Source organism: Paenibacillus sp. ACRRY (genome assembly GCF_022346995.1).
Classification (GTDB): Bacteria; Bacillota; Bacilli; order Paenibacillales; family Paenibacillaceae; genus Paenibacillus.
The window spans coordinates 18,390-44,611 of record NZ_JAKRNM010000007.1; the positions used below are offsets into that span (position 1 = coordinate 18,390).

At 46.5% G+C, this 26,222-nt stretch carries 29 protein-coding genes and 1 other annotated feature; of the genes, 17 read left to right on the plus strand and 12 right to left on the minus strand.

All coding sequences use genetic code 11. From position 1 onward, the window contains the following. The first annotated feature begins 179 nt into the window (after window positions 1-179). A complete protein-coding gene (locus tag MH144_RS21720; RefSeq protein ID WP_239304102.1) occupies window positions 180-764 on the plus strand; it encodes a sigma-70 family RNA polymerase sigma factor in 585 nt (194 codons plus the stop codon). After that, window positions 754-1,524, plus strand: coding sequence for a DUF3600 domain-containing protein (locus MH144_RS21725; RefSeq protein WP_239304103.1), 771 nt, complete (start codon window positions 754-756; stop codon window positions 1,522-1,524). The genes MH144_RS21720 and MH144_RS21725 overlap by 11 nt, the downstream gene beginning before the upstream one ends. A gap of 132 nt (window positions 1,525-1,656) precedes the next feature. On the opposite strand, the gene MH144_RS21730 is transcribed toward MH144_RS21725, so the two are convergent. After that, entirely contained in the window at window positions 1,657-2,526 is an 870-nt protein-coding gene (locus MH144_RS21730; RefSeq protein ID WP_239304358.1) for a helix-turn-helix domain-containing protein, read from the minus strand. A 118-nt stretch (window positions 2,527-2,644) separates the two neighbouring features. On the opposite strand from MH144_RS21730, the gene MH144_RS21735 reads away from it, so the two are divergent. Next, window positions 2,645-3,805, plus strand: coding sequence for a Gfo/Idh/MocA family protein (locus tag MH144_RS21735; RefSeq protein ID WP_239304104.1), 1,161 nt, complete (start codon window positions 2,645-2,647; stop codon window positions 3,803-3,805). A 303-nt stretch (window positions 3,806-4,108) separates the two neighbouring features. Here the strand turns inward: MH144_RS21735 and MH144_RS21740 are convergent, their stop codons facing one another. Continuing rightward, window positions 4,109-4,429, minus strand: a complete 321-nt coding sequence (locus tag MH144_RS21740; protein ID WP_239304105.1) for a winged helix-turn-helix transcriptional regulator — start codon at window positions 4,427-4,429, stop codon at window positions 4,109-4,111. Window positions 4,430-4,845: 416 nt separating this feature from the next. Between MH144_RS21740 and zwf the strand changes: the two genes are divergently transcribed. The 4 genes from zwf (at window position 4,846) to yunB (ending at window position 9,170) form a co-directional block, all read left to right on the plus strand. Further along, on the plus strand, window positions 4,846-6,300 hold the full coding sequence (gene zwf, locus MH144_RS21745) for a glucose-6-phosphate dehydrogenase (RefSeq protein ID WP_239304106.1): 1,455 nt from the start codon (window positions 4,846-4,848) through the stop codon (window positions 6,298-6,300). Between the two features lie 126 nt (window positions 6,301-6,426). Next, a complete protein-coding gene (gene gnd, locus MH144_RS21750; protein WP_239304107.1) occupies window positions 6,427-7,320 on the plus strand; it encodes a phosphogluconate dehydrogenase (NAD(+)-dependent, decarboxylating) in 894 nt (297 codons plus the stop codon). Window positions 7,321-7,406: 86 nt separating this feature from the next. Beyond that, entirely contained in the window at window positions 7,407-8,051 is a 645-nt protein-coding gene (gene fsa / locus MH144_RS21755; protein WP_095292192.1) for a fructose-6-phosphate aldolase, read from the plus strand. Between the two features lie 243 nt (window positions 8,052-8,294). Next, the gene (gene yunB, locus MH144_RS21760) at window positions 8,295-9,170 is read left to right on the plus strand and encodes a sporulation protein YunB (protein ID WP_239304108.1); all 876 of its coding nucleotides are present in this window, start codon (window positions 8,295-8,297) and stop codon (window positions 9,168-9,170) included. Between the two features lie 75 nt (window positions 9,171-9,245). On the opposite strand, the gene MH144_RS21765 is transcribed toward yunB, so the two are convergent. Then, window positions 9,246-10,304, minus strand: a complete 1,059-nt coding sequence (locus tag MH144_RS21765) for a M23 family metallopeptidase (RefSeq protein WP_275440251.1) — start codon at window positions 10,302-10,304, stop codon at window positions 9,246-9,248. Window positions 10,305-10,526: 222 nt separating this feature from the next. Here MH144_RS21765 and lipA point away from each other — a divergent pair, with 222 nt between their 5' ends. Both lipA and MH144_RS21775 read left to right on the plus strand, forming a co-directional pair. Then, window positions 10,527-11,426: a lipoyl synthase gene (gene lipA, locus MH144_RS21770; RefSeq protein WP_110756964.1), complete on the plus strand. Its 900-nt coding sequence runs from the start codon at window positions 10,527-10,529 to the stop codon at window positions 11,424-11,426. A 14-nt stretch (window positions 11,427-11,440) separates the two neighbouring features. Then, window positions 11,441-11,836: a YutD family protein gene (locus tag MH144_RS21775; RefSeq protein WP_239304112.1), complete on the plus strand. Its 396-nt coding sequence runs from the start codon at window positions 11,441-11,443 to the stop codon at window positions 11,834-11,836. A gap of 78 nt (window positions 11,837-11,914) precedes the next feature. Here MH144_RS21775 and MH144_RS21780 read toward each other — a convergent pair whose 3' ends face one another. Then, window positions 11,915-12,718 (minus strand): NAD kinase, encoded by an 804-nt coding sequence (locus MH144_RS21780; RefSeq protein WP_095292189.1) that lies wholly within the window; start codon window positions 12,716-12,718, stop codon window positions 11,915-11,917. Window positions 12,719-12,823: 105 nt separating this feature from the next. Beyond that, window positions 12,824-14,077 carry a sporulation integral membrane protein YlbJ gene (gene ylbJ / locus MH144_RS21785; RefSeq protein ID WP_239304114.1) on the minus strand — a complete coding sequence of 418 codons (1,254 nt, stop codon included), beginning with the start codon at window positions 14,075-14,077 and terminating at the stop codon, window positions 12,824-12,826. Window positions 14,078-14,640: 563 nt separating this feature from the next. Here ylbJ and MH144_RS21790 point away from each other — a divergent pair. Continuing rightward, the gene (locus MH144_RS21790; protein ID WP_183525309.1) at window positions 14,641-15,018 is read left to right on the plus strand and encodes a globin domain-containing protein; all 378 of its coding nucleotides are present in this window, start codon (window positions 14,641-14,643) and stop codon (window positions 15,016-15,018) included. A 39-nt stretch (window positions 15,019-15,057) separates the two neighbouring features. Next, window positions 15,058-15,789 carry a DUF2225 domain-containing protein gene (locus MH144_RS21795; RefSeq protein ID WP_239304116.1) on the plus strand — a complete coding sequence of 244 codons (732 nt, stop codon included), beginning with the start codon at window positions 15,058-15,060 and terminating at the stop codon, window positions 15,787-15,789. An 11-nt stretch (window positions 15,790-15,800) separates the two neighbouring features. Here the strand turns inward: MH144_RS21795 and MH144_RS21800 are convergent, their stop codons facing one another. Both MH144_RS21800 and MH144_RS21805 read right to left on the minus strand, forming a co-directional pair. Then, window positions 15,801-16,034 (minus strand): hypothetical protein, encoded by a 234-nt coding sequence (locus MH144_RS21800; RefSeq protein ID WP_095292183.1) that lies wholly within the window; start codon window positions 16,032-16,034, stop codon window positions 15,801-15,803. After that, window positions 16,031-16,201, minus strand: a complete 171-nt coding sequence (locus tag MH144_RS21805) for a YycC family protein (RefSeq protein ID WP_239304118.1) — start codon at window positions 16,199-16,201, stop codon at window positions 16,031-16,033. Before MH144_RS21805 ends, MH144_RS21800 begins: the two co-directional genes overlap by 4 nt. Before the next feature lie 131 nt (window positions 16,202-16,332). Here MH144_RS21805 and MH144_RS21810 point away from each other — a divergent pair, with 131 nt between their 5' ends. Further along, window positions 16,333-18,132, plus strand: a complete 1,800-nt coding sequence (locus MH144_RS21810) for a M3 family oligoendopeptidase (RefSeq protein WP_239304120.1) — start codon at window positions 16,333-16,335, stop codon at window positions 18,130-18,132. A gap of 320 nt (window positions 18,133-18,452) precedes the next feature. Beyond that, window positions 18,453-18,866 carry an O-methyltransferase gene (locus MH144_RS21815; RefSeq protein WP_239304122.1) on the plus strand — a complete coding sequence of 138 codons (414 nt, stop codon included), beginning with the start codon at window positions 18,453-18,455 and terminating at the stop codon, window positions 18,864-18,866. Window positions 18,867-18,945: 79 nt separating this feature from the next. Here MH144_RS21815 and MH144_RS21820 read toward each other — a convergent pair whose 3' ends face one another. Beyond that, the gene (locus tag MH144_RS21820; protein WP_127538893.1) at window positions 18,946-19,179 is read right to left on the minus strand and encodes an alpha/beta-type small acid-soluble spore protein; all 234 of its coding nucleotides are present in this window, start codon (window positions 19,177-19,179) and stop codon (window positions 18,946-18,948) included. A gap of 196 nt (window positions 19,180-19,375) precedes the next feature. Further along, window positions 19,376-20,353, minus strand: a complete 978-nt coding sequence (locus tag MH144_RS21825) for an aldose 1-epimerase (protein WP_239304124.1) — start codon at window positions 20,351-20,353, stop codon at window positions 19,376-19,378. Between the two features lie 241 nt (window positions 20,354-20,594). Continuing rightward, window positions 20,595-20,843: a binding site (T-box leader), on the plus strand. 71 nt (window positions 20,844-20,914) lie between these two features. Here MH144_RS21825 and trpS point away from each other — a divergent pair. Next, a complete protein-coding gene (gene trpS / locus MH144_RS21830) occupies window positions 20,915-21,907 on the plus strand; it encodes a tryptophan--tRNA ligase (protein ID WP_239304126.1) in 993 nt (330 codons plus the stop codon). A 121-nt stretch (window positions 21,908-22,028) separates the two neighbouring features. On the opposite strand, the gene MH144_RS21835 is transcribed toward trpS, so the two are convergent. Then, window positions 22,029-22,226, minus strand: a complete 198-nt coding sequence (locus MH144_RS21835) for a hypothetical protein (protein WP_095292171.1) — start codon at window positions 22,224-22,226, stop codon at window positions 22,029-22,031. Window positions 22,227-22,344: 118 nt separating this feature from the next. Between MH144_RS21835 and MH144_RS21840 the strand changes: the two genes are divergently transcribed. Then, a complete protein-coding gene (locus MH144_RS21840; protein WP_095292170.1) occupies window positions 22,345-22,563 on the plus strand; it encodes an alpha/beta-type small acid-soluble spore protein in 219 nt (72 codons plus the stop codon). Between the two features lie 107 nt (window positions 22,564-22,670). Here the strand turns inward: MH144_RS21840 and MH144_RS21845 are convergent, their stop codons facing one another. Next, window positions 22,671-23,651: a metal-dependent hydrolase gene (locus MH144_RS21845; RefSeq protein WP_239304128.1), complete on the minus strand. Its 981-nt coding sequence runs from the start codon at window positions 23,649-23,651 to the stop codon at window positions 22,671-22,673. Between the two features lie 257 nt (window positions 23,652-23,908). Here MH144_RS21845 and cyoE point away from each other — a divergent pair, with 257 nt between their 5' ends. After that, window positions 23,909-24,838, plus strand: coding sequence for a heme o synthase (cyoE, locus tag MH144_RS21850; RefSeq protein WP_239304129.1), 930 nt, complete (start codon window positions 23,909-23,911; stop codon window positions 24,836-24,838). A 239-nt stretch (window positions 24,839-25,077) separates the two neighbouring features. After that, a complete protein-coding gene (locus MH144_RS21855) occupies window positions 25,078-25,689 on the plus strand; it encodes an SCO family protein (protein WP_095361390.1) in 612 nt (203 codons plus the stop codon). A gap of 107 nt (window positions 25,690-25,796) precedes the next feature. On the opposite strand, the gene MH144_RS21860 is transcribed toward MH144_RS21855, so the two are convergent. After that, window positions 25,797-26,144: a toprim domain-containing protein gene (locus MH144_RS21860; RefSeq protein ID WP_095292165.1), complete on the minus strand. Its 348-nt coding sequence runs from the start codon at window positions 26,142-26,144 to the stop codon at window positions 25,797-25,799. Window positions 26,145-26,222: the final 78 nt, after the last annotated feature.

Genomic DNA, 26,222 nt, shown 5'->3' on the forward strand with positions numbered 1-26,222 from the left:
TCGGTAAATATGTGGTTTGATATAGGACAAAGATTTAAGAAAAACAAATCAAGCTTATTCCTACTTTCGTGAGAGATAGGGATGAGCTTTTTTCTTTAGGATTAGAAAGTTAATAAAAAAAATCGAACGAAATCCTTCCCATATACCAATATATAGTGTGAAGAGGAGAGGGGATGCGGATGAGTGAGCAAGAAAAGTACATAGAACTAGTGGCGTTAACTCGAACTGGTGAAGATGAGGCATACGGAGAATTGTATGAGAAAACAGTAACGGATGTGTATCGCACGGTTCGCTTTCTTATTAAAGATGCATCTGATGCTGAAGATCTGGTGCAGGAGATATATATTCAAGCGTATCGATCGTTGGAACGGTATGATTCGAAAAGGGATTTTCGGCCTTGGTTGATGGGAGTAACGATGCGACAGGTGCAGAATTATCGCCGTAGGAGATTGATGCAGTTTCGGTTCAGCCAACGGGTTGAGAGAACGGACATGGGGATGGAAATGGATTTTGCCGGGGATCTGATTAATAAGCTTGCCAATCGATCTTTATTAGAACATGTGCGCCGTTTGCCATATAAGCTGCAGCAGGTAATTACTCTCCACTATTTAAACGAGCACACACAAGAGGAGATTGCTGTCATTCTGGATATTCCTTTAGGGACGGTTAAGTCCCGGATTCATGCCGCTCTGACCAAGCTCCGCCAAAAACAGAGGGTGAGATCCGAACTTGGAGGAAAGGTGGAGGGACTACATGAAACTTGATGAGTTGTTAAGACAGGCCTATCGGAACGAGACAGAAGAGTGGGAAATTCCCGAAAGGACCAAAGGTGCAGTTTTGGATAAGATACGTAGTTATCCCTATCGCCGAAGTAAACAAAAAAAATGGATGATTGCTGCACTGCTTACCACTGTGTTAATTGTTCCTACTGGAGCATATGCAGGATATACCTATCTGGCGGATGATATCTATGGTTCACAGGAGAATATTGCGATCATGGGAGGTACACCTGAGGAATATACGAGGCTCGAAGCCAAGCTGCAGATGGCCAAAGCTCATTTTAATCAAGAAGAATTTGTTCAGTATATGGATTTGTTAAAACAATTGGGGCATTTGGCTATAGAACACTCCGACGAGCAAGGGAGAATGTATCCTGAACAGTGGAGTGATTCAGATCAAAAGCAGTATGCCTTTCTCGCGAGTGAACTGGAACCGCTTTTTGAAAAGCTGGAAGCCATATCATCTGCAGACTCACCGAAGTCCCTGTTGGACCCAGATCAATTCTGGAACGAGCAGCTGGCACAGGCAGAAAAGACATTTAATAAAGAGCAAAAGGCTGAGTTTAAATTGTTGTATGAACAGATGAAGCAGTATGAAGACCAAGTGACGGACAAAGATGGTGTGATTCACGAGCAGCGACTATCTGCAAAACAGAAGAATGAGCTGGATCGGATCAGAGAGAAACTCTACAGCTTTCTGGAGAAGCTCGGACTTGAAATCAGGGAATCCAGCAAAAGTGAATAGTGAGAAGAATCTGAACACTGCTTGTAACCTTACTCTGACATTCAAATATGATTTGGATACAATAGCTCCGAAAATGAATGAGTGAAGGCGAAGGGACTGCTCCTTCGCTTCTATGGTGTGTGGATTCTGAATTTATGCCCTCCCTTGCACGTTCAGCCGATATTGATGCGGAGTTGTACCGGTAACGGAACGGAATACTTTGCAAAAGTAGGATGGCGTAGACATGCCTACACGATGACCGATTTCCGGGACACTGTATGAATTGCGGGCAAGTAATACACAAGCATGACGAATACGAGTTGCTTGAGTATATGCGACAATGGTCGTTCCCGTGGCCTTTTTGAATACATGAGACAGATGATAAAGAGACATATGCAGTTCTGCAGCGAGATCCTTGAGTTGAAAAGATTCATGATAATGTTCTTCAATCCACTTCATGACGGCTTCAGCGTGAGGATGAAGGAGACTGTTGAAGGTTGGACGCACGGATTGGGAAAGGGCATGCTTGTCTTCTTCCCATATATATTGAATCTGTACGAGCAGGTTCAGTAAAAAGAGCCGGGCAGCCTCTTTTTCTCCTTCTCCATGAAGTCCATTGGGATGCATCTGAGCGAATTGTTCCATGAATTGCACCAGCATGGAAGAAGAAGGCAAAATGAATGGAGCAATAGGTGAAGGTTGTCCCAGAAACTCCTGTACAAAAAGATGGGAGGCCGTAAAATGCCGCCAAGTTTCCTTCAGCAAATCCAGATCATACATGAGTACACTACGGACAAAAGGATGCTCATCCGTAACCTGAATCTGTACCTGATGCAGCTGAAAAGGACGGAAAATCATCAGTGTGCCCGGTTTAAGCGGAAAAGCTTGGCCTTCCGTAATTAACTGACCATAGCCATCATGAATGTAGGTTACTTCCATTTGGGAATGGGCATGAAATATTTCACGAAAAGTCGTGGTGGATGTACGGCGGCAAGCCAGATCGAATTGCTCCTTGTCTAACATGGACAATGCCATTCCTCCCTCAACATGAGCACAAGATCCTTTTATTTTAACACAAGATACACGTATAAAAGCGCTTAATAATTGTGTATTGTGAAAGGAACAAGGGAGGTGTGTTCAGATGTTAAAAGTAGCGATTATTGGAGCGGGTGCAATTAGTGGAGCGCATATCTCAGCATATTTGGCCTTTCCCGATCGATGTCAGATTGTAGCTGTGGTTGATATGTATCCTGAGAAAGCACAGAAACGAATTAATGAACATGGACTGGAGAATGCTCAGGCAGTAGCAGATTATAAAGAATTGTTAAGCCAAAATATTGATGTGGTCTCAGTCTGTACTCCGCCGTATACACATGCTCCCATTGCATGTGACTTTTTGCATGCGGGTACTAATGTGCTGGTGGAAAAGCCGATGGCTTCTTCCTTGGAAGAAGCGGACCAAATGCTGAAAGCAGCTGAACAGAGCGGCAAGCTTCTGTCGGTGGTGGCACAGAATCGGTTCACTACACCGATGATGAAGCTTAAGGGCGTACTGGACAGTAAGCTGATGGGTCCGATTGTACATGTACAAGTGGATTCATTCTGGTGGCGGGGGCATAATTATTATGATCTGTGGTGGCGTGGTACTTGGGAAAAAGAAGGCGGTGGCTGTACGCTTAATCATGCTGTACATCATATCGATGCCATGCTCTGGATGATGGGACCCCCCGTGGAACTGCAGGCCATGATGGCCAATACGTCGCATGATAATGCTGAAGTGGAAGATGTATCGATGGCCATGCTTCGATTCCGAGAAGGGGCACTTGGCATGATCACGAGTTCCGTTGTACATCACGGAGAGGAGCAGCAGTTAATTTTTCAAGGCAAAGAGGCCCGGGTATCTGCACCGTGGAGAGTGGTTGCCTCAACCGCACGTAGTAATGGATTTCCGGAGCCGCATCCGGAACTGGAACAACAGATTCAGCAGAGGGCTGACGCATTGCCGGATGTTATTCACGTCGGTCACGCCGGTCAGGTCGAGAATGTGCTAAACGCCGTCGAGACCGGATCACCGCTTCTGGTGGATGGACGGAGTGGGCGGAATACACTTGAACTGATTGTAGGTATATATAAGTCCGCGAGTACGGGGGAGAAGGTTACCTTTCCTCTGGAATCAGGGGATGAGTTCTACACTCGTGAGGGTATAATGCAGCATGCGGTGCACTTTTATGAAAAGAAGACGGCAGTGGAGAACTTCGAGGATTTGAGTATTACACTGGGGACCCCGTTGGAATCCAAATGAATAAAGGAATCGATAAAAAAAGATGCCAAGGTCTCATAATAAAATGAGATGGCATCTTTTTTTGTTAGCCAGAATCTTATGCGTATATGTTATCAAACCTATCATAATGGACGGTGATTAGACCACATTGATTCCCTGGAATTTCCCAATCCTAATCTGGGAATAACCTAAATGACATGTGATGTAACATCATTACAAACATCTATACTTCGTTTACCAGCCACTACCAATTTAAACAAGGGAATCGTTATTTTGGGAGTCAAAGGGAATGTTATTGAGTAGTTGAAACAATTTGTAATAGCTTTACAGCCACTTATCCGCCCATCGCTCCACAGCACTTAATGCCCTTCCCAGCTCCGTCCCTTTGCGGGACAACATATATTCTGTCCGAACCGGTCGCTCTGTAACCACGTGGCGCACGACCAGACCTTCTTCCTCCAGTTCTTTCATTCGTTCATTCAGTACGCGTTTGCTCAATTCAGGGATATAAGCGTGAATTTCACTGAATCGTTTGGGCTCATCCATCAACGCATGAATAATGAGGGCAACCCACTTCCGGCCAATGATCTGATAAGACTGTTCCACCTTTTCGCATATTTGCTTGGCATTCTCATCATCGCTCATAATTGTGCTCCTTTAAATTAGTTATGCTTATTATAGCACTAGTATACTTATTGTAACCTGGCTGTCTACAAGCATTATGTATAAAATATCACATACCAATTGTTTATAATCTTACCACATAAAGCGTTAACAATAAATAAAAACCCTGTAAACACTGGTGTTCACACGTTAGACACGATTGTTGACGAATTGTGACGACAGGTGTAATATGGGTAACGTTAATTCAAATGGTTACAATTTATAACCTTGGTTTAAGGTTGTGGAGAGAAGGAATGTTCCATGGTTAAATTCGGGTATGGTATATAAACGGAGGCAAGGCGGGTCACGCACCCACTTATTCCGTCTTTTGTCATGCTTGGATTTGAACATTTTGCACCATCATATACTATACTGCACAGATCACAGGAGGCACTCCAATGGACGCAATGACATTTGTCCTGTTCGGGGCAACAGGCGATTTAGCCAAACGCAAGATTTACCCTGCATTATATAACTTGTACATTGATCAAAAAATGCCAAAATCCTTCTCCGTTATCGGTCTTGGACGGCGTGAATTGTCGGATGCTGACTTCCAGGCGAATGTCGAAAAGTCACTGCATGAATTCTCACGGCAAACTCCTGAAGAAGAATCCCAGGTGCGTGATTTCATTGGAGCTTTCCGTTATTGTTCACTGAACAATACGAAGCTTGAGGATTACACGAAATTATTGAGAATCGTTGAGCAGCGTGAACAAGAATTGAGCATTCCGGAAAATCGCATGTTCTACATGTCGGTTGCACCAGAATTCTTCGAACCTATTGCATTGAACATTCAGGAAAGCGGCCTGGGTAACACTAAAGGCTGGAAAAAGCTGATTATTGAAAAACCATTTGGACACGATCTGCAATCTGCACGTGAACTGAATGAGAAACTCAGCAATACCTTTGCAGAAGAAGAAATTTATCGCATTGACCATTTCCTAGGCAAACCGATGGTTCAAAACATCGAAACCTTGACTTATGCGAATCCGGTCATTCAGGCATTGTGGTCTAACCGTTACATTGCCAATGTACAAATCACGGCTAGTGAAACGGTTGGCGTTGAAGAACGTGCTGCGTATTACGACCAAAGTGGTGCCGTTCGCGACATGTTCCAGAACCATATGCTTCAATTGCTGATGATGATTGCCCTGCATTTGCCAAAACGCTGCACACCGCAAGAAATTCAGTTTAAAAAGCAAAAGATTGCTGAGGCTCTTCGACCACTGACCAAAGAAAACATCGCTTCTGAAGTGGTACGTGCTCAATACGGCGCAGGCGAGCTTCAAGGTAAATCCGTTGTCGGCTATCTGGACGAGCCTGGTATCCCGGCTGGTTCCCAGAACGATACGTATGTTGCGGCGAGATTGTGGATCGATGATCCATTTTGGAGCGAGGTTCCATTCTACATTCGTACAGGTAAACGCCTGGCTGAGAAATCCACACGCATCGTAGTTGAGTTCAAGGCGCCGCTTAAAACGGGTCATGAATCCGAAAATACAACGGAGCCTAACCTTCTGACGATTGAAATTGGTCCTGGGGAAAGCATCTCACTTCAATTGAATGCGAAGAACCCATTGAATCATGGTGAAGTGGAGCCAATTAACATGACATTTGCTTCAGGCAAACGCAATATTCCGGAAGCTTACGAAAACCTGATCTTTGACGCTATGCGTGGAGATTCAACCTTCTTCGCTCACTGGAACGAAGTGGAGCTGGCATGGCAGTGGGTACAACCGATTCTGGAAGCCTTCCAAGATGGCAGTGTACCACTGGATACGTACAGCGCAGGATCGCAAGGACCTGATTCCGCAGATCGTCTGATTGCAGAAAATGGCTACCGTTGGTGGTAAGCACACCTAAGGCTAACTGATTTTACCGTTCCAATTTTGCATAAGTCCTTCCGGCAAATGGCCGGAAGGCCGTAAAAATTTTTGATATAGATAAACTTATAATTGTTCATAACAGGAGGATTTATTATGAAACTTGGACTTATTGGATTGGGCAAAATGGGATTGAACCTGGGCAGAAACCTGATTGACCACAAACATGAAGTGGTTGCTTTTGACTTGAACGATGAAGCTGTTAACGAAATGAAAGAATACGGCGCACAAGGCGTTTCTTCTTATAAAGAAATGGTTGAATCTCTGGAATCCCCACGTGTACTGTGGATCATGGTTCCTCACAATGTGGTTGATGCTGTACTGGCTGAAGTAAGCCCGCTGCTCTCCAAAGGCGATATCATTATTGAAGCAGGTAACTCGCACTACAAAGAATCGATCCGTCGTTATGAGGAATTGAAACCATCCGGTATCCACTACATGGATGCAGGTACTTCCGGTGGTATGGAAGGCGCACGTAACGGTGCTTGTTACATGATCGGTGGAGATCCTGAAGCTTGGGCAATCGTTGAGCCGGCATTCAAAGACACTGCAGTAGAGAACGGTTATCTGTATGCAGGTAAAGCAGGTAGCGGTCACTTCCTCAAAATGGTGCACAACGGTATCGAGTACGGTATGATGGCATCCATCGGTGAAGGTTTTGATGTACTCGAGAAAAGCGGCTTCGACTTCGACTTTGAAAAAGTGGCTCGCGTATGGAACAACGGTTCCGTTATTCGTTCTTGGCTGATGGAGCTGACTGAGCGCGCATTCTCCAAAGATGCGAATCTCGATGAAATCAAAGGTGTAATGCACTCTTCCGGTGAAGGACGCTGGACGGTGGAAACAGCATTTGACCTGCAAACTGCTACACCAGTTATCGCATTGTCCTTGCTGATGCGTTATCGTTCCCTGGAGACAGATACATTCACAGGTAAAGTGGTAGCAGCACTGCGTAACGAATTTGGCGGCCACGCTGTAGAAAAAAATTAATATCATATATAACTGTTAACATATAAGGTAGTTCGGGTAATGAATATCATCGTGTTTATAAATTCATCAAGTGGAGGGAACATATCATGAAATTTTTCTTGGATACAGGGAATGTTGAGGAAATCAAACGGATTGAACGTCTTGGTCTGGTAGATGGAGTCACGACCAACCCGTCTTTGATTGCCAAAGAAGGCCGAGTATTTAAAGAAGTGATTCAGGAGATCTGTGGCGTTGTCAAAGGCCCGGTCAGTGCTGAAGTTGTCGGTCTCAAAGCCGAAGATATGTTGAAGGAAGCTTATGAAATTGCTGAATGGGCACCGAATGTTGTCATTAAACTACCGATGACCGAAGATGGGCTGTATGCTTGTCATGAGCTCACGCAAAAAGGGATTAAAACCAATGTAACGCTGATCTTCTCGGCAGCACAAGGCCTGATGGCGGCGAAAGCCGGAGCGACATACATCAGCCCGTTCGTTGGCCGTCTGGATGATATTGCGGTGGATGGCATGAAGCTGATTCGTGACCTGCGCCTTATCCTGGATACGTACGATATGCCGTCCGAGATCATTGCAGCAAGCATCCGCAATATCAAACATGTTGAAGATGCTGCCCTTTCCGGTGCGCACATTGCGACGATCCCTGGATCGCTCCTGCCGACATTGTGGAAACATCCACTAACAGACAGTGGCATCGAGCGCTTCCTGAAGGACTGGGAAACTGTTCCTAAATAATATTGCGAAATACTCATGAAGCATATGGGATCAAAGCCTTCACCTTTGCAGAGCAGTCTGCAGGTGAGGGCTTTTTTTTATTATGAAGAAAAAGAGAATAGTAAACTACTCTCAGCCGACCTCCAATTTAATAAACGGATGTTGTCCCTGTCACACAGGTGCTGTCCTTCTTTTTCGGGACAATAGTGCATAAGGATAACATATAACCCTATAGCTCATCCCGCAGGGAGAGGGGGACACCCGATGATGAGAAAAAGATGGCGGAGCCGGAGACGACGGAAGCCGCCAAGCGGCAAACGCAAGATGTGGTTGATTATTTTACTGGTAGCGGTATTTTGCTTGATGCAGGGCTTTGCGTATGTCGATAAAAAAATGAAGCCTCCGATTATGCATTTGGCCAAAATACGGGTGAAACAGATTGCTACGGAAGCGATCAACAAGGCCATTACGGCCCAGGTGGCGGAAGGCAAATCGACCGAAGGGCTGATTGACTGGAAAACCGATACTGCCGGTAAAGTGTCCGGTTTCATGCTGAACTATGATGAGCATATGCGCATTACCGCAAGTACGATGAATATTGTGCAGTCCACGTTACAGAACGTGCATATGTTAAAAGAGAAAATCCCCCTTGGTCAGGCTCTGGGGAGCCCGGTGCTGGCATCCTTTGGCCCAAATATTCCCGTTCGTATCGAGCCACAGGGGGCTGTGAAGGTAGATCTGAACACCAGGCAGCAGAATGCCGGGATCAACATGATCCTGGTAGAAGTGTACATTCATATCATTGCCGAAGTGGCCGTGGTGGTTCCCTTCGATATGGAGCCAGAGACGGTAGATACCGAAATACCGATATCCTACCTGCTCGTGGTAGGGGATGTGCCCATGTATTACTATGATAACCAAGGCAAGCCGGTAGGCAGTAATGGCAGCAGTGCACCATCCATTGCGCTACCATCAGGCCAACCAGGCGTTTCCGGTGGTACTGGTGTGACTCCGAATCCATCCGGTCAGAACCAGCCACAGATGCCGGGAGGGCCGCTGCAGGGAGATGAGCTGGAGCTTGAACCGGACCTTTCAGGTGAAAACGGAGGGCTGCCGCTTGATACAGACGTGAATCATTAATTGAAATGAGTTGAAATGAACCAAAGAGTCAATCAACAAAAAAACGGGATCCTCACCTAAGAGGGTCCCGTTTCTCTATTTGCTTTTCGCCTTGGCTTTTTTCTGCTGGCGCTCTTCCCGTTCCCAATGCTTCAAAAGCGGGTAAGGGTCAAACGACCATTCCGTCAGTCCGGTATCCCGGTAGATTCCGTAATGCAAATGGGGAGGGAATTTGCCCTGTGTACCTGGTTTGCCATAGCCGGAGCTGCCTACCCAGCCTATGACTTGACCTGGGGTAACGACCTCGCCAATATGGGCATTCTTATCAAAACCGGATAGATGAGCGTAGTAGTGATAGTGATTGTTCAAATCACGGATACCAATCCGCCAGCCGCCAAAGGGATTCCAGCCCTTGATCTCCACGACACCGTAACAGGTGCTGCGCACGGGAAGCCCTTGGGGAGCGAAAATGTCGGTTCCCTCATGGATACGATAACCACCCCAGCTGCGTTTGGTCCCCCATGTGCTGCGATAGGAATAATTCGTGCCGAGCGGAACGGGAAACGCATGGCTAAACAAATCGATGCTGTCAAAATGCTCATATAATTTCGCAAACTGCTGAATGCGCTGCACAGCCCGGGTATTATGATAATATTCCCACAGGGCAATGCTGAAGTCCTCCTGACGGGCTCCGAATCTCTGGATGACGTTCGCCATACTGTATAGCACATCCAAGTCGTTGTTGGCATCCGCCAGTCCGTCTCCCGATCCATCACGACCGTATCCATTAAAAAAAACGATGGAACCCGGCTGTTGATCCGTCTCATCCGGGTTAAGCCAGCCTCTCCAGGCGGGAGATGTCATGAAAATCCCGGTCAGTCGCTCCGGGTGCTTGCGGTCTTTGGGATGAGCACGCGTCAGAGTTCGTTCATATTGGTCGATGGCTGCGAGTCTGAACCAGGGGATTCCGGTAATTTGTTCAATGCTTTCATATAAGCTTCGGCGTGCTTTTAAAATCTCCGCTGGTTTCATTTCGGCAGGTTCGGTTTTGGACGGCACAGCGGAGGATTCACCATGAACATCAACAGGCAAGAATGGGAGAAGCAATGTGCCTGCAAGTAGGGTTTTAATCCAAAAAGAGTGAGTGAAGCGCATTTTGTTGCGATTTTGCACAGGGAAGCAGCCCCCTTTCCATTGAGATGATGCACAGGCGTGCCCGGTGAACCAAGCTATAACCTAGCGTTCTTCAAAAGTCCTCATTTTATCCGTGTAAGGGTGGATTGCACAAGATGTGACAAATGGGGGTTTTTCCAACGCTTTCATGGTATAATATGTTCCGAGCAACAGCCTAACTTCATTAGAAAGAGGGTTTACGCATTGGCTAAACGTGTTAAGGAACCGAAACCGGACTGGATTCGGATCAAATTGACAACCGGCGATAACTATCAGGAAATGAAAACGATGATGCGTTCCAAAACGCTGCATACAGTATGTGAGGAAGCACGATGCCCGAATATTTATGAATGCTGGGCCAATCGAACAGCTACTTTTATGATTTTGGGCGACATTTGCACACGGGCATGCCGTTTTTGCGCGGTGAATACCGGCTTGCCGACGGAACTTGATTTACAGGAGCCAGAACGCGTCGCAGAAGCTGCGGAGCAAATGAACCTGCAGCACTGTGTTATTACAAGTGTCGCTCGTGACGATTTGAAAGATGGCGGAGCGACCATTTTTGCCGAGACGGTAAAGGCAGTTCGGCGCCGTTTGCCTTTATGTAGTGTGGAAGTGTTGATTCCGGACTTCCTGGGTGACCGCGATTCCCTGAAAATTGTCATGGATGCCAAACCTGACATTCTCAATCACAACATTGAGACGGTAGAGCGGTTATCAGACAAAGTCAGAGCCAAGGCCAAATACAAGCGTTCACTTGAATTGCTTGCTCGTGCCAAAGAAATGCAGCCCAACATTCCGACGAAATCCAGCATTATGCTGGGTGTAGGTGAGGAATATCAGGAAATTTTGCAAACCATGGATGATCTGCGAGCTGTGGATTGTGATATCATGACGATTGGTCAGTACCTGCAGCCATCCGAGAAACATCTGTTTGTTGAGAAGTATTATCCGCCAGAAGAGTTCGCAGCATTGAAGCAGGAAGGACTGAAACGTGGATTCAGCCATGTCGAATCCGGACCGATGGTACGTAGTTCCTACCATGCACATGAACAGGTTAAATCTGCTGCAAAACATGCGGAACAGGCGGCAACACACGCATAATGGAGGACACTGGATTGGAAGAAGAAAAAAGCACTGAGCAGGTTCAGGACACGGTCCAAGACCAGCCTCAGGATAAACCACAAGAAAAAGTACAGGAAAAGATCATCGTTCAGGTGAACGGTAAAAATTATGAGATTGTACAGAACCATAAAGAAGGCTGGAACCCGGAAGTTTTCCGCGACCGGTACAGTGAAGTTCTGGAACGCTACGATTACATTATCGGGGACTGGGGCTACAGCCAGCTGCGGCTCAAAGGCTTTTATCGTGATAATCATCCCAAAGCCACGAAAGATTCCACCATCTCAAGCATGGTGGATTATATCAATGAATATTGTAACTTTGGCTGTGCTTACTTTGTTCTCCAGAAGAGCAAAGAACAGCCTCAAGCCAAAGCAAAAAGCGGCTCCTGAGAAGGGCCGCTTTTTTTGTGCATTTTATTATTAGGAGTATTCTTTGTGAACACCAATCAGCTTGTTTTCCGAACCAGGCTAGTCCAAAAAGGCAGTGCGAACCCGGTTCCAAAATGGATAGGGGCGATAACGGGCAAAGCTTACCTTGTGACTTGCTACCTGACAACGTACGGAGATCAGATCCTCCACCATGACATTCACATGATCGATTGTCAGCAGCAGCCTTTGGTCCTTGCGCGAGAAGATGTCACAGTGATGGTGCTTGGGCAAAATAACCGGTGAACCCAGCGTCCGATAGACACGGTTATTGATTGAAGCAATTTCAGCAATCTGAATTGCCTCAATGGTCGGATGGACCATGGCACCGCCCAGGGCCTTATTATAGGCTGTACTGCCTGAAGGTGTGGATACGCAGATTCCGTCACCCCGGAACATCTCAAAGGTAACGTCATTAATGTCGACTTGGGCTACGACCGTACCGTCCACACCTTTTAACGTAAATTCATTTAAAGCAATATAGGAGGTGTTACCCGATTTTTTACGAATCTCAAGCTCCAGCAGCGGATATTCTACAATACGGGGTTTGAGACGTTCGGGGTCCCCTTTGCCACTCATTAATCGTACCAGTTCCTGTAATTCGTCCTTCTTCCAATCGGCATAGAATCCAAGATGGCCTGTATGAACCCCAACAAAAGCAATGTCCGGGATCCGGTCGATGAAATTGTGAAATGCCTGCAGCATTGTACCGTCGCCTCCGATGGAGATAACAATCTCCGGCGATTCTGCATCCAGCTTGAACCCTTCTTCTTTTGCCAGCGCATGAAACTGCTGACTCAGATCAATCGATAACTGGTCTCCGCGGTCTTGAACATAGTATCTCAAGATGAAAGCTCCTTTGTGGTCATTATATTACCGATGATAATCAATTCCAGAGCAGAACACAACGTTGGATTGATAATCCTTCGAAATATAGGTGGGCAACAGGGCTTATTTTTGGAACCGTCTCGGGAAGAGTAGGGCACGAAGCATGGAAAAGAACAGCAGCATGAGCAGTACGCCGCCAAGAATCATGAATCCGAACAATATAATTTGTCCCGCATCTGGTGAGTATATAGGTGGAGCTACGGGGGAAGAGCTGTTCTCACTTATGGCGGGCCATGCAGACTGACCCATCATGGGTACCCAAAGTAATAAAACAAGTACAGGTGCGATTAGAGCATGTAGGGCTCTGGCAAACAGAAACGGCCCGTATCGCATCGGTGTGTTGCTGAGTATGCTCATGATCTGGGCATGTACCGACAATCCTCCCCAAGACAACACAAATGCAGCAGCGGCAGCCTTATAAACAAGAGGGATGGCTGTACCTGCTCCTCCCGCTTCCTTGGCTCCAAGAGTTACTTCAAACAGACCACCTACAAGACCCTGCGATAAGGCAGGCGGCAAGTTCATGAAGGCGAGCAGCTGCTCAGTCATTTGATATAGCAGGCCAAGTGATCCGGTCTGTACAAGTAACTCCATCATGACAGAGAAGAATACAACAAGCCCACCTACGATAATAATAAGGCGAAGGGATGAGGAGACAGCCTGCCGCAGTAGTTCTCCAAATGCACGCCCATCTGCCATTCGTGCCTCATGCATGGCATGGATAGCCTGAATGAGTCTGCTGCGTCTTTGCTTCTCGGATGAGGATGAAGGAGTAGAGGATGGAGAGGATGAGCTAGCTGCCCGACCATGGAAGCGCATGAGCATACCAACGATGAAGGCAGCGGCGTAGTGAGAAGTGACCAGAACCGGAGCAACGGCTACATTGTGAAAAAAACCGACGGATACCGCACCGATCATAAAGATGGGATCGGATGAAGTGGTGAAGGCCACGAGCCGCTCACCCTCTTCCCGCGTAACCAGCTTTTGATCCCACAGTTGAGCGGTTAATTTCGCTCCTGTCGGATAACCGGAAGCGCAGCTGACCGCAAATACAAAACCTCCGCTTCCTGGAACGCGAAACAGGGGGCGCATGAGTGGGTTTAATAAGGTCCCGAGAAAATGGACAATGCCGAAACCGAGCAGCAGCTCAGAAAGAACCAGGAAGGGAAAAAGGGACGGGAATAACACATCCCACCAGATGGAGAGCCCTCTTACACTTGCATGCCAGGTCTCTGCAGGGAACAGGACCATAAGAAAACAGAGAACAAGGAGAGCGAGTGTAATCAGAACATGGGTAAGTTTGTATGAAGCTGCCATGCATACCTCTCCTTTATGTTGTAATGGTCGATAAGCTTGCTGCAGTGAGTGTCGCTTGTGCCATCAATATATGAGCAAAAGCGGACAAACAGTACAAATTAATATCCGGAAAGCGCTTGCAAAAGTGGCTGTATTTTTAAACGATGTATGCTAAAATGGTAAAAAACGCCTGAACGTCACCTATTTGTCCAATAAGGTGAAATTCAAATCGGATGGAGTGATGATTATGAGTCTTGTCACCGGAATCCTGGTCTGTGCTTTTGTCTATGTGATACGTGCCTCGCTTGTACGCTCTGAAGAAGAGGACTGGCGAAGTTATTAATGGAATATATGGTGCACCAATCTTGCGATTGGTGCTTTTTTTGTGTCTTCCGAAGTGAAGAGGCTCTAGAGGAAAAGGGTCAAAGAGATCTTGACTTGTTGATGTTAGATAGGACTTTTGGGATTTTTTTGATAGAATGAAGATAAAGGTGATGGCAACCTGATCTCGATTTTGTTTTCACATTTAAGCATTGAAGTGTAAGATATGCCAAAATTCGACACGACTAGTGAGGGTTAGATGAATGAATCCCAATCTGAGTATTTATGAAAATCTGGGCGGTGAGCAGGGTGTTCGGGCATTAGTTGAAGCCTTTTACCCTATAGTCCAGCAAAACGACCAACTGGCTCCTCTATTTCCGGAAGATATACAGCCGGTTATGGACAAGCAATACATGTTTTTGTCTCAGTTTTTCGGCGGACCTGCGTTGTTCTCTGAAGCGTATGGTCACCCGATGATGCGTGCCCGCCATATGCATTTTGAAGTGACCGTTGAACGGGCACACGCCTGGCTGGCATGCATGGATCAAGCATTGACACAGATCGGTGTGGAAGAGCCGCTGCATTCTTTTGTCCTGCAGCGTTTATCGGGGCCGGCACATCATTTTGTGAATACGCCGTAACTCCGATTACAGGTAAAAACGGGAGAGGGATGGAAACGAGTGGAATTAGAGCCTCTATATAAGGTGAAAGTCACATGTCATTATTGTGAAACCGAGTTTGAAACCTCCAGAGTCAGACCGAGCTTGAAACGGCCCTATCGAACAGATTCTGATTTTTGTGCCTACTATAAGCTGGAGAATCCAGATTTCTATGTTGTGCGGATCTGCCCTGAATGCGGGTTTGCTTCAACAGAGAACTCAACAGATAAACTGACGGACAAGCAGCGACTTGCGTTCAAGGAACAGATCGGTAATCGTTGGGAGAAACGGGATTACAGCGGTGCACGGACACTGGATCAGGCACTGGCTACATACAAGCTCGGTCTATTTTGTGCTCAGGTGATCCAGGAGAAGGATCGCATTGTAGCAGGACTGCTGCACCATATCGCATGGTTGTATCGTTATCGGGAAGATCATGAGCAGGAACGTCGCTTTCTGGAATTCAGTCTGGAAGCTTATGTTAGAGTGTTTGAGAGGGAAGGCGCGGGCAGTAATGAAGCAAGGCTGCTGTACCTGCTTGGTGAGCTGAATCGCAGAGCAGGCCACTTCCATGAGGCCGTCAAATGGTTCGGACGTGTCATCCACGATAAACGGATCACGGATGCGGCCATGATTCGGGCATCCAGAGAGCAGTGGGCTGTGCTGAGGGAGCAGATGATCTCCGGCAAGATGGAACTGCCTGAAGAGATGATTGACGCAGATAAAGAGGCTGCTAAGCGCAGCCCCATCTAATTGAACTTTGATTATTTGCGGACAGGTTTACTGGAGAGCAGATAATCACTGTCGTTATCAATAACGGTCATGCTTCCGTTGCAACAAGGAAAGACCAGCAATTTCTTTTTGCCTTCACGAATGCGTACAAGCTCTCTCGGTTTAAGGGGCAGCAGCACATTGCTTGCTTGGCAGAACGGGCATTGCTGTACATAGATGTCCCCCATGACAATATCATAGGGCCAGCTGTTTTCAAAAGGGATCATTCCTGATCGCCTTCCGAAGGGGCTGGCTTGGATGTTTCTTCTTTGGCCAATTCGGCAATCTTCTGCAACAGGATGTGCTGCGGCATATGCATCAGATGCTCAAGCGGTACGCCAAGGGATTCTGCTAATTTGACGGCTGTGTCAGCCGATATTTGTAAAGGTTTCATCACATTTACCTCCTGAAAAAGTGGCTTAAACTATTTCTCTAGTATAGAGATAGAGCACTCATAAAACCAGTTTTTAATTGAAGTATTTTCGTTCAAATCCTTGAATTCCAAAAAGAGAGGTGCCTTATTAAATGAAAACACCATTAAAACCCGTATGGGATCTGGAGTCCATTTTTAGTGGAGGTTCTTCCTCCGAATCGTTCGCTGCGTATTTGGTAGAGCTGGAACAGGATGTACGTAAACTGCAAAACCTGTTGATTGAAACCGCTGCACCAAAAACACTTGAAGAAACTCATGCATTCGACGCCATTCTGGCGTTACTGCAGAGCTGTTACATTCGTATTTCGGAAGGTTCTGCGTTTGTGTCTTGCCTTTCATCACAAAATCAGCAGGATAAGAAGGCTACGCAGCTGCAAGGTTCCGTTAGTACTCTTGCGGCCATGCTGAACAGCAGCAAGTCCCGTTTTGACAATCTCCTTAGTCAGACAGCAGATGACGTATGGGAGAAGTGGGTTGCTCGCGAAGATATCAAGCCTTTGGCTTTTGTGCTAAATGAGAGCCGTACACAGGCTCGTGAGAAGCTGTCCCCTGAACTTGAAGGTCTTGCGCTGGATCTGGGCGTGGATGGCTATCATGGTTGGGGCAAGTTCTACAATACAATCGTCAGTAAAGTGAACATTCCAATTGAACAAAACGGTGAAACGATCATGCTCTCCGCCGGACAGGCTGCCAACAAGCTGAGTGACAGCGATCGGAATGTGCGTGAAACGGTATTTGCCAGCTGGGAGAAGGCTTGGACGGATGTGGAGGATTTCTGTGCCGATACACTAAACCATTTAGCCGGATTCCGTCTCAAGTTATATGAGAACCGTGGCTGGGATGATATTCTCAAAGAACCGCTAGCCATCAACCGGATGTCTCGCCAAACGCTCGATACGATGTGGGACGTCATTAATGGAGCCAAACCGGCACTCGTGAAGTATCTGGAACGCAAGGCGAAGCTGCTGGGTGTGGATAAACTTAGCTGGAGTGACATTGATGCACCTGTAGGCAAGTCGGGTGGCAAGGTGACTTATGATGAGGCGGCAATCAATATCGTTGAACAATTTGCCAAATTCAGCCCTAAGCTCTCGAAATTTGCAGAGATGGCGTTTGAGAAACGCTGGATTGAAGCGGAAGATCGCCCAGGCAAACGTCCAGGCGGATTCTGTACTTCTTTGCCGCTGAGCAAAGCTACACGCATATTCATGACGTTCTCCGGAACGCCATCCAACGTTTCTACACTTGCGCATGAACTAGGACATGGCTACCATCAGCATATCATGGAAGAACTTCCTGCGCTGAATCAACGTTATGCCATGAATGTGGCAGAGACTGCATCCACTTTTGCCGAATTGATTGTTGCTGATGCACTGGTACAGTCAGCGACGGATGAACAGGAGAAGCTTGCTCTGCTGGAAGATAAGATCCAGCGCAGCGTTGCCTTCTTTATGAATATCCATGCTCGTTTTCTGTTTGAGAATCGCTTCTATGAACAGCGCAAAAAAGGCTTGGTCAATGCAGATGAGTTATCCAAATTGATGGTGGAGGCTCAGCAGGAAGCCTTTTGTGGCGTCCTTGCATCGGATCATCCTCACTTCTGGGCATCGAAGCTGCATTTCTATCTGACAGGTGTACCGTTCTACAACTTCCCTTACACCTTTGGCTACATGTTCAGTGCGGGCATCTACGCCAGAGCACAGCAGGAAGGTACGGCCTTTGCGGACAAATATGATGATTTGCTGCGGGATACCGGTCGAATGACGGTGGAAGAACTTGCGCAGAAGCATCTGGGTACAGATCTGACACAGCCTGACTTCTGGCAAAATGCTGCGAATCTGGTGATTGCCGATATTGAGCAATTTCTTGAAATGACCGCAACCGTGAAGTGACAAATGCAGTCAGTGGTACCCAAGCATTTTGAATGAATTGCACCCTATACTCATATGTGAAAAAAGAGAGCTGCACCACATGTTAACCGACATGTGGATGCAGCTCTCTTTGGTTATTCTAGTCGTGGGCCTGGTTCGTATAATTTGTCGGATTATCAAGAATTAGCTCGTTTTAAAGCGTTGGTTTGGCAATTAATTGTGCAATTTATAGTTATAATTACCCAAGTTTGTTTCATTTTGTTGAATGAGTATATATGTTGTCATATAATGAGTCGTAAGTCCTTGTTTTGAAGGATGAAGTGCATAAAGGGGGAGCAATAATGGTAAATATTGACCAGCTTTCATTAGCGAGACAGTTGGATCTGGTGTTTAAAGAACTTGATAAGGAACTGTCAGGGTTGGACTCAGGTGTAGTTTTTGTGCAAATACGCAATAATGTAATTGGGAAGTTCGGTATTCGACATAATCCGATAACTGGACGGAATGGACAAATGGAAGCAGAGGATCAGGGGTTAACTGAAAGTCAGCGCTCCTCATTCCGTGCTATGGCACTCGAGACTTTAAAGTTTAAGCAGAACTGGACACATGGAGAAATTTCGTATGACTTCACCGTAAGACAAGGCGTGATTTTGGTGGACGCTACCATGGAATCCAATTACAACATGGCTAACCTTATGATTCGTTACCCTAGAACAAATACATACAAGGATTCAGGAATGGAATCGTCATCTTAATTGTGCAGACATGCACAAAAGCGGCGCTTCCGGAGAAGGCCGCTTTTTGGCTTTTAATCACCCAAGCATTAGTCCGAACTTAAGAACGACCAGACAATTGTTGCTCAGCGATTTGTACCAGACGTTTAGTAATGTATCCACCCAGAGAACCTGTCTCACGGGAAGTGTAGTTACCGTAGTAACCGTCTTGTGGAATTGTTACACCCAGCTCTTGCGCAGCTTCTACTTTCAATTGTTGCAATGCTGCGTTTGCTTGAGGAACAACCAGATTGTTGGAACGGCTTCCGCTACCTCTGTTTTGACCTCCGTACATGTGTGTCACCTCCTTATGGCTTGGTGATGTTAGTATGGTTAGAGAATGAGGAAATATACGTGATATGGCGTAAGGGAATAATTGGGATTTAATTGTGGAGAAACACACGAAAAAGCCGATCCAGACAGGATCGGCCTCTTTGTTAATAAGGTAAATATTATAGGTGTGTTTTACTACCGTACAAGATTGAAAGTGACTACTCCTTGATAGGAGCAATAACCTCAATCCGGGTGAGAAGTTCAACGGGCTGTTCAGGTTCCAAACGAATTAACCCGGTTTGTTCATCCGTCAGTGGAAGATTCGGGGCATCGGAGAGCCAGGTGTATGGCTCAATGCACAGAAACTGATCGGATTCACCCTTGGTAAAGAGCACCCAGTGTTTAAAATACTGTTCATCTGCTGAGTAGTTCAGCATATATCCATCCTGACGACGGAGCTGGGCAGTCGCCGCCTGACCCTCCGTTGCTTTGAGAATCGTATCCCAGTTGCGTCCCTGCATATTTACACCTTGGTTTAAGGCGTCCCAATCTCCAAGAGGCTCAAGCTCACCCGTTGGCAGCTGTTCCTCGTTCTGAGCATATACGCCAGAGACAGGTAGTTGGAGTGTCCAATCGGCAGGCTTGCCGTCTAGCAGGAACCATGTATGATATCCCATTCCAAACGGAGCGGGAGTGGAACCCAGGTTGGTAACACGAAGACGCTGGCTCAACACGGAGTTTTGCAGCCTGAACGTCATTTCGAGCTTCAGAGGCACCGGAAATTGTTCCATCCAATGCTCTTCATTTGCAGTCAGCAATTCGGTTGTAATGGCACAGCCTTCTTCATCCTCTTCAATGTCGCTGACACACCAGGATTGGGTGCGATGGATACCGTGAATATGGTTGTCATTTGCCGTATTCTGATCGAACTGGTATTGAACCCCTTCGTATTCGAAGCGCCCACGATGTATGCGTCCTGGCGGAACCAGAAGCGGAACACCGAAGTGATAAGGTTTCTGCAAATAAAATGCTAATTCATCTTCTTCTGGACTGCGGACGACATCACGATCCTGCACCAGATCACGAATCGAGATGATATTGTTTCCTAGACGCGGCAGCAGGGTGATCTCCAATTCACGGCTATGTAGGATATACGTGTCGTAACCATTCCATTGGCCTTTGGTCACTTGTTTCATATCGATGCTCCTTTTCCCACTTGAAATCTGTCTGCAAGCGGCTTATCATGCTCCGCTACAGGCGTGTCATTGAGTACATGCCAGCAATCCCATACAGCCTTCCGAGGGAGGGCTAAAACAGGATAAGCAATTCCATCATAACAGATTTCGGCTTGGCGGGTAAAAAAAGCTGATTCCATTTTTGACAATCTGCATGAAGCGGATTAAGATGGAATTCAGAAGGAAATAACATATGAATTGAATTAAAGCGATGACAGGGACAAGTAAGTCAGGAGAAAACTCTTCAGAAAGCCGGTGGGTGATGCGAACCGGTGTGAACTCTTAACCGAATGGACCCTTGAGTGCCGATTGGAACAGGTGGGTCTTGTAGAAATGCAAACCGTACCTCAGTAGAATTGGACGTCTATTCCACGTTACGGGAAAATGAAGGTGTTTTTCGCATGATTGAAAAACACGAATAAGGGTGGCACCACGGTCTCACGTCCCTTGCGGATGTGAGGCCTTTTTGCGTCCGCGGAGAAGAAACGGGCATAAACGAAAAATGAGGAGGCGCAAGTACTTATGAAAACTGTATTATCTGGAATCCAGCCGAGCGGTAAACTCACGCTGGGCAACTATATTGGTGCAATCAAGAACTTTGTGAAGCTGCAGCATGATTATCAATGCCACTTTATGGTAGTGGATCTTCATGCGATAACCGTGGCTCAGGAGCCAGCTGCACTGCGTGAACAGTCCGAAGCCGTGGCTGCACTGTTTCTAGCAGCAGGGATCGATCCAACAAAATCAAATGTGTTCCTGCAATCTCATGTTCCTCAGCATGCTGAGCTTGGATGGTTGATGACGACACTGACTTCGATGGGTGAACTTGAGCGGATGACCCAGTTCAAGGACAAGTCTTCAGGCAAGGACTCTGTTGGTGCAGGCTTGTTCGTATATCCTTCATTGATGGCAGCTGATATTTTGCTGTACAATGCAGATCTCGTACCTGTAGGAGAGGATCAAAAACAGCATTTGGAACTCACTCGCGATCTGGCTGGCCGTTTCAATCATCGTTATGGAGAATACTTTACGATTCCGGATCCGTATATTCCGCAGGTGGGGGCGCGAGTGATGTCCCTGGACGATGCTTCCTCGAAAATGAGTAAAAGTAATCCGAATGCGGGCAGCTACATTGCCCTGTTAGACCCACCGGATGTGATCCGCAAGAAAATTAGCCGTGCCACGACCGATTCTGGACGTGAAGTGGTTTACGATCCGGCCAACAAGCCAGAGGTTAGCAATCTGATGAGCATCTATGCAGAATGTGCAGGCATTACGCTGAATGAAGTAGCAGAACGTTACGAAGGTAAAATGTATGGTCCGTTCAAGAAGGAGTTGGCGGAAGTGGTTGTCTCTGTTATTGAACCGTTACAGGAACGATATCGCGAAATCCGTGAATCCGGCGAATTGACCGAGATTTTGGAGACTTCAGCACGTCGTGCCGAAACGGTTGCTGCCAAAACGCTTTATGATGTGAAAGAACGCATGGGATTTGTTCCTAGACGTATGGTTTAGGCATCACGGTCATTGTCCTACAGTGTTAACACTTTACGGTATGAAGTGATAAAATAAAAAAGAGAGGAGCCAACAGCTCCCCTCTTTTTTATGTTCAAATAGGAACCTGAAACCTTCCAGATCAGGATGTCGATTCGGATGTAGAACGCAATTCCTGGCGCTCCTTCTTGGCACGAATGACGAAACCCCAGCCGATATTGGCAATGGAAAGGATGAACAGCAGCGAAGCTAACCAGCCGTTATAAGAAATCGATATGGCTGAAACCGTTAACAAAACAATTGAAGAGAATGCGAACCATAAGGACAAACCTTTACTCATTGGGAAAAACCTCCATCACAAATTTAATGAATCTCCGTATAACTTGAAGCGTGCGAGCCATAATAATCTTGCAAGCTTGCAATACATTACAGACACAGATTGAAAGGAGATTTTAAATATGGCTCAAGGATCTCGTTCTAACAACTTGGTGGTACCTCAAGCAACTGCAGCACTGCAACAATTGAAAATGGAAGCTGCACAGGAACTGGGTGTAACAATCCCGCAAGACGGTTACTATGGTAACTACACTTCCCGTGAGACAGGATCTCTTGGTGGTTACATCACCAAACGTCTGGTACAAATCGCTGAGCAACAATTGTCTGGGTCTGGCAAATAATTTATCATAAAAGCAAGCAACAAAACAAAGGCCCGGAGCGGAAACGCTCCGGGCTTTTCATCGCGCAACAGTTCCTTACTTGATTGTGCCTTTCCCGGTCCTTCTCGTCAAGACCGGGCGGATAAAAGTTTTTTATCCATTTTTTCATCGCTTAACCAGCCGACATACGTGTCAATCGTTTCAAAATTGCGGTCCATCACGACCACGGCGACAAACGGATACTGCTTGCGGTGTCGATAGCGCACATCCGCCCAGCGAACTTTGTATCCTGCAGGCAGCTCCTCTACCTCCGCAACCGCATAGGAAGTGAAGTAGAGGAAAGCATTTACCTCTGGTGATTTGCGTGAAGCAGCAACAGCCGCATGAGTGGAAGACGAGGCATGTAGATGCCAGGTCAGCTCTGCTCCATCCATTTTTCCAATTTCGTAACTGTCATCCGCAAAATGTTTCACCACATGCCAGCGGTTCCAGGATATTGTTGGAATGACGATATAGCGAAGCGCCGGTTTGTTATTGTCCAGCCTTTTCACTTTGGCTACAGCTTGGGAATGCGCAATGATTCGCCATACATAATAGAGGGCTATTACGATATACAGTGTGACAAACAACGGGGCAGGGGCGATCAGATCAAAGGCCCACAGCAGGATTGCCACCACATGCGAAGCAAACAGAAACGGATCGAAAATATGAATGATATTCCAGGCAATCCAGCGTTCCGAGAACGGCCTTGCTGCCTGGGTTCCATAGGTGTTGAACAGGTCAGTAAAAACGTGAACGCCCACAGCGACAGCTGTCCAGGCAGCAACGTGTCCAATGGGAACATCCGGGAAAATCAGTGCAATGACGCCCGTGATGAGCAGAACCCATAATAGAAGAAAGGGCGGCGAGTGGGACATACCCCGATGATTTCGAATGTACAATGAGTTGCTTTTGAGACGCAGCGCCGTATCAATGTCAGGGGCCTGGGAGCCAGCAATGGTACCGACCATCACCGCAGCCGCGAGCATGGGACTGGAAGCCACGACAGGATCGACATAAGCCAGACCTGCCAAACCAATACCCATGACAAAATGTGTAGAAGTATCCATAAACGTCTCCTTTGTGGTGTAGCTCGATTTCATCATATTAATGATTCTCTATCTAGGTGATACTCATATATAGTGTATATTATCCGCCTGTCTTGACGCAAAACAGCCAAAACCCGAAAAAGATGTCATAAGAAGTTCATTTCACCCAACATTTGTACGAGCATTGTCATACTCTTGGCCATTTTCCTATGATAAACTTTATATCGGAGACAAAGAGAGAAACCTCCAAACCGAGAATTAAGGGGGATTAAGCAAGCGTGGACAATCAGTTGGGATACCAGGCTTCTTCCGATTCTGCAACATTGACCTCGCCTCCGACCAAGTCGGGATCGTGGAAAGACTTTATTCATATCACCAAACCAGGAATACTTCGGACCAATCTTATTGCTGTCTTTGGAGGGTTTTGGCTGGCGTCCCAATGGGATATCAACTTGGTGAAAATGCTGCTGACCTTACTTGGTACTGCGCTTGTTATGGCTTCTTCCTGCGTATTTAACAATTATTTTGATCGTGAACTTGATTTGAAAATGGAACGTACCCGCAACCGGTCCCTGCCGACAGGGAGGCTAACACCCAAAGTAGTTTTGTCGTATGCCATAATTCTGGGCGTGCTTGGGTTATCTGTTCTTTTTGCTTTCTCGGGTATACTTGCTGGATTATGCGGCATTTTTGGCATGTTTGTCTATGTTGTTATTTACACGCTTTGGTTAAAACGATCTTCAACATGGAGTACATCCATCGGTGGTTTGTCAGGTGCCATGCCGCCAGTTATCGGTTATGTCGCTGTAACGGGACGTTTGGACATGGGTGCATGGCTGCTTCTTGCCATGTTGTTCCTGTGGCAGCCTCCGCATTTCTGGGCGCTTGCCATCCGCCGGGTAGAAGATTATCGGGCCGGTGGATTTCCACTGCTGCCCGTGGTAAAGGGCATTGAACGGACCAAGATTCAAATGATTCCTTATCTTGTTCTGCAGATTCTCGTTCCCATTCTAATGTATGCATACGGCTATGCCGGTATTTTTTATCTGACGGTGTCACTGGTTCTGTCTGTACTGTGGCTATATTTCGCACTCAAAGGTTTCCGTGCACAGGATACGGACGCCTGGGCCAAAAAGGTATTTCTTTATTCCATTAATTATCTGTCTCTGAGCTTCATACTGATGATTCTGGATACGGTTCATAAATAACGGAATACAGTACTGGACATGTGCAAAATAAATGCTTGGGCATCTGCATCAAGAACAGTTACAATAAGGAAGGGTCCCATCCAGAGTGGGGTTCTTCGTATACATATGCAATTCCAAGAAAAAGAAGTTCCTTATTTCTTCATAACGTGACATCCCGGGCATGAAATGATAGCCATGTAAGCTCAAGTAAGATATGTATGCGTATTCATATTGACAGGTACAGAGAAAGGACGAGGATGATGCTGAAAAAGTACAAATGGACCTGGATGCTGCTGGGTCTCGCACTGATTATGGCTGTATACCTCATGTGGGGCACCGTCTTTGCCAGCAAGGAGAAATTACCCGAGATTCGGGAGATCCAATCATTTTCCATGGAAAATGTGGATGGGACAACCGTTTCGCTCGATGATACCAAAGGTAAGGTGCGGCTGTTCTATTTTTATTTCACCAGTTGTCCTGATGTATGCCCAATTACGACGTTTACGTTGTCCCAGGTGCAGGATTTGTTGAAGGAAGATGGCACATTCGGCAAGGATGCTTCCTTTGTTTCGATTTCATTTGATCCGGAAGTCGATACCAAGGAGAAAATTAAGGAATTCGCGGACCGTTTCCACGCGGATTATGACGGGTGGTATTTCCTGCGAGGGGATATGGACAAAACGAAGCAGCTCGCCAAGGATTCATTTCAGATTCTGATTGAAGGCGAAAGCAAGGATGATTTTGCACATATGAACATGATTGGTCTCGTCGATCAGAACAATCAGTTGCGCAAGGTGTATAATGCATTTAATACAGAAGATGTCGAGCCAGCAGTAATCGCAGAGGATATCCGCAATCTTATCAATGAATAATGCTGTTCTAATCATATTTATTAGAATCATATTAAAATCCATAACAAAGGCTGCTTGCCGGGTTGGTAAATAACCGGTAAGCAGCCTTTTTGGAATTGTTTTTACTTTTAGAATGAAGGGTACTCGGGGTATTGAATGTACTCTTCCAATCCGGCCTTCTCCAACTGGGCAATGATGTATTCATCAGGGGTTCCTTCCACACCCGCATAACCACGTCTGGTATACATCTGCACCGCATCTGGGAAGGCGTCCCGCAGTACACCTCTGATTTTTTTACCCGAACTGTCATTATCCATAAACAGATATACTTCGTCATAACCAACCTGTTTGCGCAGGGACTCCAGCTTGAGCGAATTCAGAGTGCCGAATGTACATAAAATGTTGATTTCCGGCCCAACGAGACGTTTCAGCTTGCTGCGATCATTCTTACCTTCCACAATGACATGAATAGGCATGATATTCACCTCTTGTTCGAGAGCTAGTGTCGACATTCCCCGGGAAATGTTGCAGCGAAAATCGACTGGATTATATAT